14 protein-coding genes and 1 tRNA gene are annotated in these 14,411 nt (G+C 66.6%); 6 read left to right on the top strand and 9 right to left on the bottom strand.

The genetic code is table 11. The features are described 5' to 3' along the window. Position 1 precedes the first annotated feature (1 nt). The 7 genes from QOC69_RS04290 to aceE form a co-directional block, all read right to left on the bottom strand. Entirely contained in the window at positions 2-1,423 is a 1,422-nt protein-coding gene (locus QOC69_RS04290; protein ID WP_526436702.1) for an acyl-CoA carboxylase subunit beta, read from the bottom strand. Positions 1,424-1,466: 43 nt separating this feature from the next. After that, entirely contained in the window at positions 1,467-2,720 is a 1,254-nt protein-coding gene (gene kasB, locus QOC69_RS04295) for a 3-oxoacyl-ACP synthase KasB (RefSeq protein ID WP_526436705.1), read from the bottom strand. 39 nt (positions 2,721-2,759) lie between these two features. Further along, a complete protein-coding gene (kasA, locus tag QOC69_RS04300; protein WP_526436707.1) occupies positions 2,760-4,010 on the bottom strand; it encodes a 3-oxoacyl-ACP synthase KasA in 1,251 nt (416 codons plus the stop codon). Then, the gene (gene acpM / locus QOC69_RS04305; protein WP_526436710.1) at positions 4,007-4,300 is read right to left on the bottom strand and encodes a meromycolate extension acyl carrier protein AcpM; all 294 of its coding nucleotides are present in this window, start codon (positions 4,298-4,300) and stop codon (positions 4,007-4,009) included. The genes kasA and acpM overlap by 4 nt, the downstream gene beginning before the upstream one ends. A gap of 84 nt (positions 4,301-4,384) precedes the next feature. After that, positions 4,385-5,302 carry an ACP S-malonyltransferase gene (locus QOC69_RS04310; protein ID WP_526436712.1) on the bottom strand — a complete coding sequence of 306 codons (918 nt, stop codon included), beginning with the start codon at positions 5,300-5,302 and terminating at the stop codon, positions 4,385-4,387. Positions 5,303-5,404: 102 nt separating this feature from the next. Continuing rightward, positions 5,405-6,718, bottom strand: coding sequence for a PucR family transcriptional regulator (locus QOC69_RS04315; RefSeq protein WP_526436714.1), 1,314 nt, complete (start codon positions 6,716-6,718; stop codon positions 5,405-5,407). 50 nt (positions 6,719-6,768) lie between these two features. Further along, positions 6,769-9,558 carry a pyruvate dehydrogenase (acetyl-transferring), homodimeric type gene (gene aceE, locus QOC69_RS04320; RefSeq protein WP_526436716.1) on the bottom strand — a complete coding sequence of 930 codons (2,790 nt, stop codon included), beginning with the start codon at positions 9,556-9,558 and terminating at the stop codon, positions 6,769-6,771. A 154-nt stretch (positions 9,559-9,712) separates the two neighbouring features. Here aceE and QOC69_RS04325 point away from each other — a divergent pair, with 154 nt between their 5' ends. From QOC69_RS04325 to QOC69_RS04350, 6 genes are all read left to right on the top strand, one after another. Then, a complete protein-coding gene (locus QOC69_RS04325; protein WP_526436718.1) occupies positions 9,713-10,285 on the top strand; it encodes an Rv2240c family protein in 573 nt (190 codons plus the stop codon). A gap of 91 nt (positions 10,286-10,376) precedes the next feature. Beyond that, positions 10,377-10,796, top strand: coding sequence for a DUF3052 family protein (locus QOC69_RS04330; RefSeq protein WP_526436720.1), 420 nt, complete (start codon positions 10,377-10,379; stop codon positions 10,794-10,796). Continuing rightward, entirely contained in the window at positions 10,796-11,257 is a 462-nt protein-coding gene (locus QOC69_RS04335) for a peroxiredoxin (RefSeq protein WP_526436722.1), read from the top strand. Before QOC69_RS04330 ends, QOC69_RS04335 begins: the two co-directional genes overlap by 1 nt. A gap of 45 nt (positions 11,258-11,302) precedes the next feature. Beyond that, positions 11,303-11,374, top strand: a tRNA-Val gene (locus QOC69_RS04340). 376 nt (positions 11,375-11,750) lie between these two features. Beyond that, positions 11,751-12,020, top strand: a complete 270-nt coding sequence (locus QOC69_RS04345; RefSeq protein WP_526436724.1) for a type II toxin-antitoxin system Phd/YefM family antitoxin — start codon at positions 11,751-11,753, stop codon at positions 12,018-12,020. Next, positions 12,005-12,397 carry a type II toxin-antitoxin system VapC family toxin gene (locus QOC69_RS04350; protein ID WP_526436726.1) on the top strand — a complete coding sequence of 131 codons (393 nt, stop codon included), beginning with the start codon at positions 12,005-12,007 and terminating at the stop codon, positions 12,395-12,397. Before QOC69_RS04345 ends, QOC69_RS04350 begins: the two co-directional genes overlap by 16 nt. Positions 12,398-12,564: 167 nt before the next feature. Here the strand turns inward: QOC69_RS04350 and QOC69_RS04355 are convergent, their stop codons facing one another. Together QOC69_RS04355 and QOC69_RS04360 are read right to left on the bottom strand one after the other, a co-directional pair. Continuing rightward, complete coding sequence (locus QOC69_RS04355; protein WP_526436728.1) at positions 12,565-13,959, bottom strand: site-specific integrase; 1,395 nt, start codon at positions 13,957-13,959, stop codon at positions 12,565-12,567. A gap of 192 nt (positions 13,960-14,151) precedes the next feature. Next, a complete protein-coding gene (locus QOC69_RS04360; RefSeq protein WP_526436730.1) occupies positions 14,152-14,343 on the bottom strand; it encodes a helix-turn-helix transcriptional regulator in 192 nt (63 codons plus the stop codon). Positions 14,344-14,411 lie beyond the last annotated feature (68 nt).

Below are 14,411 nucleotides of genomic sequence, written 5' to 3' on the forward strand. Positions count from 1 at the left end.
CCTACAGCGGGATGTTCTTGTGCCTACCGCGGCGTGCGGGCGCCTCGGCCAACGCCTGGGTCAGCACGCTGCGGGTGTGGGCGGGATCGATCTTCGCGTCCACCACACCGATCTCGATGGCGCTGTCCACGCCGCCCGCGATCCGCTCGTGCTCGGCGGCCAGCTCCTCGTGCAGCGCCTCGCGCTCCTCGGCGGGTGCGGCCGCAAGCTTCTTCTTGTGCAGGATGCCGACGGCAGCCTTGGCGCCCATCACGGCGACTTCCGCGTCCGGCCAGGCGAATACCTTCGTCGCGTTGAGCGACCGCGAGTTCATCGCGTTGTAGGCGCCGCCGTAGATCTTCCTGGTGACCAGGGTGACCCGCGGAACCGTGGCCTCGCCGAACGCGTGCAGCAGCTTCGCGCCGCGGCGCACGACGCCGCCCCACTCCTGGTCGACGCCGGGCAGATAGCCCGGCACGTCCACCACGACGACCAGCGGGATGCCGAACGCGTCGCACAGCCGCACGAAACGTGCTGCCTTCTCGGCGCTTTCGGAGTTCAGGCAGCCGCCAAGGCGCAGAGGGTTGTTGGCCAGCAGGCCGACCGAACGACCGGCCAGCCGACCGAGACCGACGACCATCGACGGCGCCCACTTGGCCTGGAACTCTTCGAACGGGGCGTCGGCGTCGAGCAGTGCGTTGACCAGAGGGTGCACGTCGTAGGCCCGACGCGGGGAATCCGGGAGGAGCGCGTGCAGGTCGGTGTCCCCGGCCTCGGCCTTGCTCCGGTCGAAATGGCCCTGCTGGCAGAATAATCCGACCAGGCGACGGCCACGCTCGTAGGCGTCGAGCTCGTCGTCGGCGACGATGTGGCAGACACCCGACTTCTTGTGATGTGTGTCCGGCCCGCCGAGCGAAGCCATGTCGACGTCTTCGCCGGTGACACTGCGCACGATGTCCGGACCGGTGACGAACACCCGGCCCTCCGGCGCCATGATGACGACGTCGGTCAGCGCGGGCCCATAGGCGGCGCCACCGGCGGCGAACCCGACGACCACCGAGATCTGCGGGACGTAGCCCGACGCCCGGAACATCGCCTCGAACATCAAGCCGACCGCGTGCAGCGCATACACACCCTCGGCCAGCCGGGCGCCGCCGGAGTGCCAGATGCCCACGATCGGGCTCTGTTCCTCGATGGCGGTGTCATAGGCGTTGACGATGTGCTTGCAGCCGTCGATGCCCATCGCGCCGCCCATGACGGTGCCGTCGGTGCAGAACGCGATGGTGCGCACGCCGTTGACGGTGCCCCCCGCGGCGAGCACACCCGAGCGGTCCCGCTCGTGCAGCAGCTCGACGCTGCCGTCGTCGAAGAACGTGCTCAGGCGGAGCAGCGGATCGCGTGGGTCAAGCGACTCGGCGGCCGTGTCTGGGGCCATTATCGTCATTGAAACCTCCTGTGCCCGTCGGACTTTGGATGCCGACGAGCATTCAGTACTTCCCGAAGGCGAGCGCTACGTTGTGCCCGCCGAATCCAAACGAATTGTTGATTGCGTACTCGTAGTTGCCCTGCCGCGGCTCGCCGGCGACCACGTCCAAATCGATCTCCGGATCGAGGTTGCGCAGATTCAGCGTCGGCGGGACGACTCCGTCCCGCAACGCCAGCACGGTCAGGATGGACTCCACCGCGCCGACCGCTCCGACGGAGTGGCCGAGCGCCGACTTCGGAGCGTAGACCGCCGGCCTGTGAATGCCGAGGGCGTTGTTGATGGCCTTGCCCTCTGCGACGTCACCTACCGACGTGCCGGTCGCGTGGGCGTTGACGTGGTCGATGTCCGACGGGTTCAGCCCGGCGAGCTGGATCGCGCGGCTCATCGCGTGTCCAGCCTGGTCACCGGTGGGGTCGGGCGCCACGATGTGGTACCCGTCCGAGGTGACACCTGCGCCCATCAGCCGCGCGACGATGTTCGCGCCACGGGCCTTGGCGTGCTCCTCGGTCTCGATGACCATGAGTGCACCGGCCTCGCCGAAGACGAAGCCGTTGCGGTCCTTGTCGAACGGGCGGCAGGCGCCTGCCGGGTCGTCGTTGGTGGTGGACAGCACGATCCGCATCTGTGCGAATCCGGCGATCGGCACGGCCTCGATCTTGGTCTCCACCCCGCCGCAGATCGCGATGTCGGCCTCGCCGAGCACGATGTTGCGCCACGCATTGGCGATGGCCTCGCTGCCGGAGGCGCACGCCGACACCGGGGTGATGACGCCGGCCTTGGCCTTGCGCTCCAGGGCGACCGCCGCCGCCGCCGAGTTGGGCATGTACATCTGCACGGCAAGCGGGGATACGGCCTTCAGACCCTTGGCCCGCATGTCGTCATACGCAAAGAGCAGTTCCTCGCTGCTGCCCATACCGGTACCGATCGACACCATCAGGCGCCTGGTGTCGATGTCCGGCGAGCCCGCGTCAAGCCAGGCCCGCCGACCGATGACGGTCGACATCTTCTGCAGGTAGGACAGCCGACGCAGTTCGACCCGCGTCAGCTCCCCATCGAAGTCCTCCAGGAGATGTCCACCGATGCGCACGGGCAGGTCGTACTGCTCGACGAAGTAATCGTCCAGCGTGCGGATCCCGCTCTCACCGTCAAGCAGCCTCTTCCAGGTGCCGTCGGCGTCGGTCGCAAGTGCAGTCGTCATGGCAAATCCGGTGACGACCACATCGGGGAGACCCATCCCCGTAGTCAACGCTGCCATTACCCCTCCGAACGTTCCTCTCCGTAACTCGCGAACGACTCAGTAGCGCCCGAAGGCCAGAGCGACATTGTGTCCACCAAACCCGAACGAGTTGTTGATCGCGTACTGGTATTCGCCGTACCGAGGCTCACCCGCAACGACATCGAGATCGATCTCGGGGTCGGGCGTCTCGTAGTTCAGTGTTGGCGGTATGACACCGTCCCGCAAACTCAGCACGGTCAGGATGGACTCGAGCGCACCGACCGCACCGATGGAGTGACCCAGCGCGCCCTTCGGCGCATACACCGCGGCGTGCTGAACGCCGGCCACCCGAAGCGCATTCGCCTCAGCCGTATCACCGATCGGCGTTGCCGTGGCGTGCGCGTTGACGTACTGGATGTCAGACGGGGAAAGCCCCGCCGTCTCCATGGCCCGCTTCATTGCATGTCCGGCCCGCAGACCGTCCGGTGCCGGCGCCACCATGTGGTAGGCGTCCGACGAGATGCCTGCACCGAGGAGCCTGGCCAGTGGCTTGGCTCCGCGTGCCTTGGCGTGCTCCTCGGTCTCGATGACCATGAGCGCGCCTGCTTCCCCGAAGACGAAACCGTCCCTGTCCTTGTCGAACGGCCGCGACGCCCCTTCCGGGTTGTCGTTGTTGGTCGACATGGCGCGCATCATCGAGAACGCCGCGATGGGCAAGGCCTCGATGCCACCCTCCACGCCGCCGCAGACGGCGATGTCGGCGTCACCCATGACGATTTGCCGCCACGCGTGTGCGATTCCCTCAGAGCCCGAAGAACAGGCCGACACCGGGGTGATGACCCCGGCCCTGGCGCCGAGCTCAAGGCCCACCACCGCTGCCGCACCGTTCGGCATGATCATCTGAACGGCCAGCGGGGACACCTTGCGGGGCCCGCCCTCGTTCATCGCGTCGTACGTCTCGACGATCTTCTCGCCGCCGCCGAGCCCGGTGCCGATCACGACCGAGAAACGGTCGGGATCGACTTCCGGGCTGCCGGCGGTCTCCCACAGTTGATTGCCGAGGTACTTCGCCATCCGCTGGACATACGACATCCGTCGCATCTCCAGCCGAGTCATCAGGGGATCGAGGGGCTCCTTGAGGTGCCCACCGATCTTGACCTGAAGATCCCACTTGCCGACGAAGTCGTCTTCGAGGACGCGGATGCCGCTTTCGCCGGCCAACAAGCCCTTCCACGTGCTCTCGATGTCCGGGGCAATCGAGGTGGTCGCCGTGACGGCGGTCACGACGACGTTGGGGAAACCGCCGTTAGCAGTGGAAGGCCTGGTCACTTCGCGAACTTCTCGCGCAGCGCCTCAGCGGCTTCGGGGTTCTCTTCCTCGAGCTTCTGGATGTAGGCGACGACGTCACCGACGGTGCGCAGGCCGGCGAGATCCTCGTCCGGGATCTTCACGCCGTACTTGTCCTCGGTCTGCACAGCGATCTCCACCATCGACAGCGAGTCGATGTCCAGATCGTCGACGAACGACTTCTCTGGGGTCACCTCGGACGGCTCGATGCCGGTGACCTCTTCGATGATCTCGGCGAGACCGGCGATGATTTCCTGCTGACTGGCGCCCACTGTGGCTCCTCCATCTATCTATTTCTTCGTGATGCGGCACTCCCTCATGGAGTGCCGTGTCGAACGTTGTTGCGGTTGTACTGGCTAGAGCTCGGCGAGCCCATCCAGGTCTGCGGGGGTCTTGACGGCATGCGTCGGCACTCCCCGAAGTTCTCGTTTGGCGATTCCGACGAGTGTGCCCGCAGGCGGGAACTCGACGATCGCAGTCACTTCGCGCTGGCGGATGGACTCGGTGCACAGGTCCCAGCGCACCGGCCGGGTCAGCTGCGCGACCAGCTTGGTCATCGCATCCGCACCCGACGCTACCGGCTGGCCGTCGGCATTGGACAGCAGCGTGACGGTGGGCAGTAGGGATTCCGTGGCGGTGACGCCGTCGGCGGCCGCGGAGTAGGCGTCGAGCGCGGACGCCATGTACCGGGTGTGGAACGCCCCTGCGGTGGCCAGCTGACGCACGCGGGCCTTGGCGGGCGGATCCTCGGCCAGCTTGTCGAGCGCCGACAGCGCGCCCGCGGCCACGATCTGCCCCGCCGCGTTCCTGTTGGCGGCTACCAGGTCGAGTGCCTCCAGCCGGGCGAGCACCTCGGCCTCGTCTCCACCGAGCACCGCGGACATGCCGGTCGGCTCGACGGCGCAGGCCTTGGCCATCTCGGCGCCGCGGGTGGCGGCCAGCGCCACGGCATCGTCGGCCGAGATGAGGCCGGCGATCGCGTAGGCCGCTATCTCACCGACCGAGTGGCCGGCCACCACGGTGTCGGCGCCTGCGAGCAGGCCTCGCTTGGTCAGCTCCTGGTGTGCCAGCAGCGTCGCGGCCACGACCAGCGGCTGGGTCACGGCGGTGTCGGTGATTTCCTCGGCGGTCGCAGTGGTCCCCAGGCGGGCCAAGTCGAGTCCGCTGATGTCCGACCAGACGGCCAAGCGCTCGGCAGCGCCCGGCAGCTCAAGCCAAGAGGCGAGCATGCCAGGGGTCTGCGATCCCTGTCCGGGAGCAAGCAATGCGAGCATATGTCTAAGAGAACACTGTGAAGACGGTTTTGCGCGGTGTAAGAGATTATGAACCTCGTCTTATGTTTTTGTATGGTCTCCACAAAACGGCATGTGATGGGACTACACCGATACCTCACCGCGACCTATCGGCCCCGGTGCTGCGTCTCCCGATCCGTCGACGACAGGAGTTAGCTGTGCCACAGGCGCATTTGTCGTGCTCGCGTACGTCGTCTGGCGATTGAGTCGGCCGACGGTGGAGGCCACCCGCAGAACGTAGGCGTCGCGCGGCGTGGTCGGATCGCGTCCGGTGAAGTCACCGATCCGTTTGAGGCGGTAGCGGACGGTGTTTGGATGAACGAACAAGGCCCTCGCGCACGCCTCGATGGCGCCACCTGAGTCCAGGTACGCGTCCAACGTCTCGGCGAGCGCAGGCCCGGCATCCGCGAGGGGACGCATGACCTCCGTGTCGAGCGCCGCGATAGCCGTCGCGTCGCCGAGGAGCGCACGTTCCGGAAGTAGCTCGCGGGCCGCCACCGGCCGCGGCGCACCGCTCCAACCGGCGACGGCGTTCATACCCGCGATCGCTTCGGTGGCGCTGTAGTGTGCGGCGCTCAGCGTCGGCGCGGTCGGTCCGACGACGACCGGTCCATCGGCGAACACCCCGAGTAATTCGCCGAGGGTCCGGTCGGTCGGGGACAGCTGACCCGACACGATGGCCACCAGCCACGTGCCGTGCACGTCGGACAATGCGGCCCGGCCACTGCGCGCCGCGATCGCATGGACGTCGTCGCTGGCCATGTCCACCCGTCCGGGCTGCGGCAACCCCACGATCACCGTCGCAGGCGCGGTGGCGTCCCAGTTCAACGTGGCGGCCTGCGACTGCAATTCGGGTCCGACGTCGCCACGCACCACGGCGTCGACGACGTTGGCTTCCATCCGGGTATCCCATGCGCCGCGCGCCTCCGCGGCGTCGGCGTAGGCGGTGGCCGCGGCGAAGGCCAGGTCCCGGCTGTAGCGCAGGATCCCCGCAGTGAGCGCCATGACCTGTTTCTCGTCGCTGCGGGCAAGGAGCGGCACGGCCTCCTCGAAGAACTCCATCGTGACGCGCACCATCTCGACGGTCTGGCGCAGTGCGATGCGACGGGTCAACTCCTGCGGCACCACCTCGAAGGCCTGCGCGGTGTAGCTGACGTTGCTTTGTGGATTGCGCATCCACTCGACGAAGTTCACCACCGCGGTCTGCACGACGAGGTGCACGCTGGCGCGCTGCGACGCCTCGAGGTCGGCGAAGAACGGGAGCCGCTCCTGCAGGGCGCGCACCGCCTCGGTCGCCAGCTGTCCCGAGTACTGCTTCAGCCCGCGCAGCACCGAGTCGGGGACGGTCTCGAGCACCTCGAGCGTCGACGCCGGCGGGACGTACCGATTGTCCGCCACCCCTAAAAGCTACGCCACTTTTCTGGCGGATTCCTCCAATGGCGGGTGGGCTACGCGCTCCCGGTGTCCTTGAACGACACTCCGGCCGCCATCACGTCGTCGATCTTGTACTGCTTCGCAGCGGCGACCGCGACCGACGGGTCGATCTCGCCGTCACGTGCGAGCGCTTCGAGCACCGCCACGACCACCGACTCGGCGTCGGTGTTGAAGTACCGCCGCGCGGCGGGACGGGTATCGGAGAAGCCGAAGCCGTCCGTCCCCAACGTCATGTAGGTGTTGGGCACCCACGGCCGGATCAGCTCGGGTACGCCGCGCATCCAGTCCGACACCGCGACCACCGGACCGGCGGTGTCGGTGAGCACCTTCGTGATGTACGGGACGGAGGCGGGCCGATCCGGATGGCGCAGCTGCTCTCTGTCGACGGCGACGCCATCGCGGTTGAGCTCACCCCAGCTCGTCACCGACCAGACGTCGGCGGCCACGTCCCACTCGGCGGCCAGCATGTCGGCCGCACGGAGGGCCTCTGGCATCGCGACACCGGAGGCCAGGATCTGCGCCACGCTGGTGCGCTTCTCCTTGGCGACGCGGTACCGGTAGATGCCGCGCAGCACGCCCTCCGGGTCGAAGTTCTCCGGCTCGGCGGGCTGCACGTAGGGCTCGTTGTAGATCGTGATGTAGAAGTAGACGTTCTCCGGGTCGTCGCCGAACATCCGCGACAGCCCGCTCTCCACGATGTAGGCGATCTCGTAGGCGAACGCCGGGTCGTAGGCGACCACCGCGGGATTCGTCGACGCCAGCAGCAGCGAGTGCCCGTCGGCGTGCTGCAGACCTTCGCCCGTCAGCGTCGTCCGGCCTGCCGTCGCGCCGAGCACGAACCCGCGGGCCATCTGATCGGCAGCGGCCCAGAAGCCGTCACCGGTGCGCTGGAACCCGAACATCGAATAGAAGATGTAGATCGGGATCATCGGCTCGTTGTGGGTGGCGTACGACGTGCCCACCGCGGTGAACGACGCCGTCGACCCGGCTTCGTTGATGCCCTCGTGCAGGATCTGGCCGATCTCGCTTTCCTTGTACGCGAGCATCAGCTCGGCGTCCACGGCGGTGTACAGCTGGCCGTTGCGGTTGTAGATCTTCAGGTTCGGGAACCAAGAGTCCATGCCGAACGTGCGGGCCTCGTCGGGGATGATCGGCACCAGCCGGGGTCCGATCGTCTTGTCGCGCAAGAGTTCCTTGAACGTCCGCACGGTCGCCATCGTGGTCGCGACTTCCTGGTTGCCCGACCCCTTCTTGAGCGCCTTGTAGACGTCGCGGCCCGGCAGTGCCAGGGCCTTCGTCTTGGTACGACGGTCCGGCAGGAAGCCGCCGAGCGTCCGGCGCCGGTCCAGCATGTAGCGGATCTCCGGGGCGTCGGGTCCCGGGTGGTAGTACGGCGGCAGGTAGGGGTCCGCCTCGAGCTGGGCGTCCGAGATCGGAATCCGCTGCGCTTCCCGGAAGTCCTTGAGGTCTTGCAGCGCAAGCTTCTTCATCTGATGGGTCGCGTTGCGTCCCTCGAAGTGCTTGCCCAGCGTGTAACCCTTGATGGTGTGGGCCAGGATCACCGTCGGCTGGCCCTTGTGCTCCATCGCGGCCCGGTAGGCGGCATACACCTTGCGGTAGTCATGGCCGCCACGCTTGAGGTTCCAGATCTCGCCGTCGGACATCGGTTCGACGAGCGCCTTGGTCCGCGGATCGCGGCCGAAGAAGTGGTCGCGGACGTAGCCGCCGTCGTTGGCCTTGTAGGTCTGGAAGTCGCCGTCGGGCGTCGTGTTCATCAAGTTCACCAGCGCGCCGTCGCGATCGGCGTGCAGCAGCGCGTCCCACTCGCGGCCCCAGACCACCTTGATGACGTTCCAGCCCGCGCCGCGGAAGAACGACTCCAACTCCTGGATGATCTTGCCGTTGCCGCGGACCGGGCCGTCGAGGCGCTGCAGGTTGCAGTTGATCACGAAGGTCAGGTTGTCCAGGCCTTCCAGGGCGGCGACGTGCGCCAGCCCCCGGCTTTCGGGCTCGTCGGTTTCACCGTCGCCGAGGAATGCCCATACGTGCTGGTCGGAGGTGTCCTTGATGCCCCGGTCGTGCAGATAGTGGTTGAACCGGGCCTGGTAGATCGCATTCATCGGGCCCAGGCCCATCGACACCGTGGGGAATTCCCAGAAGTCCGGCATCAGACGTGGGTGCGGGTAGGAGGGCAGGCCGCCGCCGGGGTGACTGTGTTCCTGGCGGAACCCGTCGAGCTGGTCGGCGGTTAGCCGGCCCTCGAGGAACGCGCGCGCGTAGATACCGGGGGAGGCGTGGCCCTGGATGAAGATCTGGTCGCCGCCGCCCGGGTGGGACTTGCCGCGGAAGAAGTGGTTGAAGCCGACCTCGTACAGCGCTGCCGACGATGCGTACGTCGAGATGTGGCCTCCCACACCAACTCCCGGCCGCTGCGCACGGTGCACCATGATGGCGGCGTTCCACCGGATCCAGGCGCGGTAGCGGCGCTCGACGTCCTCGTCGCCCGGAAACCACGGCTCCAGCTCGGTGGGAATGGTGTTGACGTAGTCGGTCGAGGTGAGTGCGGGGATCGCGACCCGCTGTTCGCTGGACCGCTCGAGAAGGCGCAGCATCAGGTAGCGCGCCCTGGCAGGCCCCGACCGTTCGAGCAGCTCGTCGAACGACTCGAGCCATTCGGTGGTCTCTTCGGGGTCGATGTCGGGCAGGTACGAGGCAACGCCCTCGCGGATCACGCGAACCCGGTCGGGTTCGCCTGCGGTGCCGGAGTTTTGGGCCAGGTCTTGGCGCGCGAACTCGGTGGTCAACTGCCGCTCCTTGGTTGGCGGACGCGGGTGCTCGTGGCCCCGTTCCTGATGGTGTCCATCGTGCTCCTATCGTGCCGTAGATGCACCGCCGGGGTTGTCTACTCGACATGAACCGGCGATCGCAGGGTGGAACCGGTAACGTCTGAAGACCGTGATGGGTCGGCGGCAACACCTGGGCCGGCTGCGCGCGAGCGGCTTGGCGATGGGCAGCCTCGCCGGGCTGGCCATGATCGTCGTGGGCTGCAACAGCGTCACGCAGGGCAGCGCCACGATCGATCGCGCCGACGCTCCCGTTTACCAGGCGTCGGTGTCGGCGTCGGCGCAGGAGTCTTCCGCCAGTTCCAGCGCGCGGGAGTCCGAGCGTCAGGCGTCGGTGTCGAACAAGGCCGTGCACACCTCTTGCGAGGCGTTGAGTTCGAGCAGCGTGGACGCGATCGACGCGGTGAACAAGTACGTCGATGCCTACAACAAGAACTCGCCCGACATTGCGGCTACGGCCGGGCCTGCGGCGGACGCGCTGAACCACACCGCTGATCTGGTCGCGGGCAGCCTGTCCGATCCGCTGTCGCCCGAGCTCGCTGGCGCGCTCAACGGGTGGGTTGACGCAGCCAGGGCGGTTGCGAGGGCGATTTCGGGGAGTGCCTCGATGGACGAGTTCAATGCGGCGATCGGTAAGTTGAACGATTCGAAGACCGTCGCGCTGAACCTGTGCGATGCCGCATACTGACCAACCTGCGTGCCAGGCGTCGGCTATTGGGCGGCGGCGTGCGACTATTAGGCCGAGCAGACACGCAGGTTGAAGGCTGAAGGAGGACACGGTGGTTGCGGCGGACTCGCCGAACTACGCCCGCAGTTTGGGCATCGATAAGGATCAGGTTGTCCAGGAGCTGGGCTGGGACGAGGACACCGACGACGACATCCGTGTCGCCGTCGAGGACGCATGCGGCAGCGAGCTCCTCGACGAGGACGCTGACGAGGTCGTCGACGTAGTGCTGCTCTGGTGGCGCAACGACGACGGTGACCTCGTCGACCGGCTCATGGACGCGATCACCCCGCTGGCCGAGGACGGCGTCATCTGGGTGGTCACCCCGAAGACCGGCAAGCCGGGACATGTGCAGCCAGCGGAGATCGCCGAGTCGGCGCCCACCGCGGGCTTGATGCAGACGTCGTCGGCGAACCTCGGTGACTGGATTGCCAGTCGCCTCGTCCAACCGAAGTCGACGGCCAAAGCGCGCTAGTGCTGGAAGCCGGTGACGAGGCACCCGACTTCACCTTGAAGGACCAGGACGGCCAGCCGGTCACGCTGAGTGCGTTGCGGGGCAAGAACGTGCTGTTGGTGTTCTTCCCGCTGGCGTTCACCGGCATCTGTCAGGGCGAACTCGACCAGGTCAGGGACAACCTGCCGAGTTACGTCAACGACGCGACTGCGACGCTGGCGATCTCGGTGGGACCGCCGCCGACGCACAAGGTGTGGGCGAGGCAGAGCGACTTCACGTTCCCGGTGCTCTCCGACTTCTGGCCGCACGGCGCGGTTGCCAAGGCCTACGGCGTGTTCAACGACGACACCGGTTTCGCCAACCGTGGCACGTTCGTGGTCGACCGGACCGGAGTGATCAGGTTCGCCGAGCTGAAGGGACCCGGCGAGGCGCGCAACCAGGCGTTGTGGACCGATGCCCTGGCGGCTCTGCAGGTCGGCTGACTGATTTCCCGTCGCCCGCCGTCGGCGTGTAGCCTGCCCGAGCACGGGCGCGTAGCTCAGTGGTAGAGCTCTGGTTTTACACACCAGCGGTCGGCGGTTCGATACCGTCCGCGCCCACCCTAGTCTTCCCAGGTAGATCGCTATATGGCGGCCAACGTGCCACCCCACGCTGTGCCAAGAATGTGCCAGCAGCTTATTCGCTCTGCGGAGGCAGCGGTGCCGCTTCGGGTCGCCCGGGTCGCTGCCCCATCAGGTGGAATTCGGGTCGCCGGTCAGTGCTCGCATCAGGGTGTCTGGTGCTGGGATAGCGGCGTTCGGGTTCGGGTGTGGGTGGATGCTTGCGCGATCGGGTTCCGGGGCCAAGCTCCCGATGTGTGGGCGTCGTTGTCACCAATGCTCCGTCCTCCGTAATTCCCTTGACGCGGTACGCCAATTCGTACCTGTTGCGGACAACCTTTGGTCTCGCCTACCCGTGCATCCGCCCTCGTAGCACATGTGCTATGCCTGTGGTGTGGAAACTGTGGGATTGCGCGAGTTGCGCCAGAACGCCTCCGATCTCGTCCGGCGTGTTGAGGAGGGCGAAGAGATCACGATCACCGTGGCCGGCCGGCCTGGCGCGAGGCTGGTACCGGCGGCACCTCGCACTTGGAGGCGATGGACTGACGTGGCCGAACTGTTCGCCGGCGGCCTCGCAGATCCCGCTTGGGACGTTGACCGTGAAGAAGTTGCTCACGATCTGCGCGACCCATGGACGGCGAAGTGAGAGCGCTCCTGGATACCAGCGTCGTCATCGCCTCCGACATAGGGACTCTTGATGGTGAGATGGCCATAAGCGCAGTCACCTTGGCCGAGCTGCACTTCAGCGTTCTCGTCGCGAAAAGGCGGAAGGTGCGCGCTGAGCGGCTACGACGGCTGCTGGTGCTCCGGCGCACCTTCGACGCCCTGCCCCTGGATGATGCCGTGGCGGCCAGCTACGGCCAGGTGACTGCCGCCGTCGTCGACGCGGGGCGCCAGCCACGAGCACGGTCAATGGACCTCCTGATCGCAGCTACTGCACACGCACACTCTGCGCGGCTTTACACCCGCAACGCTGAGGACTTCCAGGGGCTCGACAACCTGATCGACGTCGTTGCGGTGTAGCCGCCTGACGCATCCGGCTTCAAATTTGCGTTCGGTCCCCGGACCCGTGCCTGTGTCGAGGTTGGAGTTCCATCGGGCTCGTCGCCAGGTAACGAAGCAGACATATCCGCAATCGTTTGACGACTATCGACATCGCTGGACCAGCCAGCCTGCCCGCGCGTTTTGGGTCACCGGTCTCCGTTGGCCCTCGACCGGCCGAGCAGCGCATCGCCCGCCGCCGCCAGCGCGTCGTCGTAGACGTGCCCATACACCCGCAGCGTGATCGCCGGGTCGTGACCCAACCACTTGGCCGTAGCCGACGGTGTGGTGCCGCCGTCGAGGAGCATGGTGGCAGCGGTGTGCCGGACGTCGTGCAGCCGAATCGCGGGCACGCCAGCGGCTTTCGCCAGCCGGACGAATTCGGTCGAATAGGTCTCCGGCCGGATGGGGGAGCCGTCTTCGTTGACGGCGACGAAGCCGGTGTCGGGGTATCGCTCGCCGAGAGCCAGGCGCTCGCTCGCCTGCTGGACCTTAAAGGCCCGAAGCGCGGCGAGAACGTCGGCAGGCATCGGCAACGCCCGCCGGGACCGTTTCGACTTCGGATCGCCGGTCACGGTGCCTTGCCCCTCGACCACGACGCGGCCCTGAGCGACCGAGACGGTACCGGCATCGAAGTCGACATCGGACCACCGCAGTCCGAGAACTTCCGACCGGCGCAGCCCAGCCAATGTCAGTAGCCAGCAGGCGATCAGCCGCTCGTCGCGCAGATGCCAGCGGAACTGGCCGGCCTGTTCCGGTGTCCAGCTGGCCATCTCCTGGTGCTCCACCGTCGGGCGCTTGACCAAACGGGCGACGTTACGGGCCACCAGTCCCTCCCTCATCGCGTCATCGAGTGCGGATGACAACACCACGAGCATCGTCACGACCGTGCGGGCCCTGACACTGCCGGGAACCTTGGGGCGGTCGGGGTCGCTCGGGTGGGCTGCGACGTAATGGCCGCGGTGGGGTCGCAGGACCTCGCCAGAGGCCACCAGGCGATCGAGGGCCCTGATGCCAGGATTGCCTAAGGCGGCGAAGATCTCGGCGTACTGCGCCCCATTGGAGTGTTGTCGCAACAACGCCAACACCTCAGCTGCGCGGCGGCCTCGTTTGTCGCGCTGGGCCACCGGCGTGCCGTTGAGCCGCAACGTCACCAGAGCGTCGATGTCGGCCGTCCGTAGTTGCTGCAGTGCCATAGCACCGAGGTGGTCGATAATCGGCTTGAGCGAATGCCGGTACCCGGCAAGGGTATTGGTCCGCACATCGCGTCGACTATCGAGCCAGTTAGTCAGGTATTCGGCAACGGTCGTGCGGTCCCGCTTGACGAATGTTCCTGCCGCGACCTCAGTCGTGATTCGCCGGTACTCACGTCGAGCTTCGGCAAGCGTCGGGAAGGTAAAGCGCTGCCTCTCACGCGAGCCGTCAGGTCGAGCGCCGATGTCTACTTGGAACGTGTATGTGATCGCACCGTTTTTCGCGTTGCGTCGGGTGATCGGCTCGGCGCGTCGGGTGCGCTTGGACTTTGTTTCGTCGTCGGCGGTCATTTGCTCTCCTACTAGGTTCTCGCGGGGTCCCAAACCCGCGGCGGCAACTCCTGCCGCGCGGCGGCGGCCACACTCAGACGATGGTCGGCATTGCTGCTCCGAGGCGCTTCACGACTGATCCGCGGTGGTCGTATGTTCCGAGCAGAAGTCCGACCATCCCCCGATAGTGGGTTCCCAGGGAGGCAGACCCTTTCATGATGCGACCAGCTCTCGAAGCTCAGCGGTGACGACGTAGACACGACCTCCCAGCCTGCGCACCGGCAGTTCGCCCGAAGCGGCGAGGCGATACGCCGCCGCGCGACTGATGCCTAGGATGGCCGCAGCCCGGGGTACCGCAAGCAGTAGTGGTAGTTGGTCAAAGACGTTGTTCTCCAATTGTTTCACCCCCTATTGAGTTGAAAGCGGATACGTTCCGGCCGACCGATGGTGGCCGCATTTGAGGACTGCAGCGG

Source organism: Mycobacterium sp. (assembly GCF_032162105.1).
GTDB lineage: Bacteria > Actinomycetota > Actinomycetes > Mycobacteriales > Mycobacteriaceae > Mycobacterium.

What these genes read in the sequence shown, in the direction of transcription:
- QOC69_RS04290 (WP_526436702.1), bottom strand. Translation starts at nt 1,423, where the DNA reads ATGACGATAATGGCCCCAGACACGGCCGCCGAGTCGCTTGACCCACGC.
- kasB (WP_526436705.1), bottom strand. Translation starts at nt 2,720, where the DNA reads ATGGCAGCGTTGACTACGGGGATGGGTCTCCCCGATGTGGTCGTCACC.
- QOC69_RS04310 (WP_526436712.1), bottom strand. Translation starts at nt 5,302, where the DNA reads ATGCTCGCATTGCTTGCTCCCGGACAGGGATCGCAGACCCCTGGCATG.
- QOC69_RS04325 (WP_526436718.1), top strand. Translation starts at nt 9,713, where the DNA reads ATGGGTCGGCGGCAACACCTGGGCCGGCTGCGCGCGAGCGGCTTGGCG.
- QOC69_RS04345 (WP_526436724.1), top strand. Translation starts at nt 11,751, where the DNA reads ATGTGCTATGCCTGTGGTGTGGAAACTGTGGGATTGCGCGAGTTGCGC.
- QOC69_RS04350 (WP_526436726.1), top strand. Translation starts at nt 12,005, where the DNA reads ATGGACGGCGAAGTGAGAGCGCTCCTGGATACCAGCGTCGTCATCGCC.
- QOC69_RS04355 (WP_526436728.1), bottom strand. Translation starts at nt 13,959, where the DNA reads ATGACCGCCGACGACGAAACAAAGTCCAAGCGCACCCGACGCGCCGAG.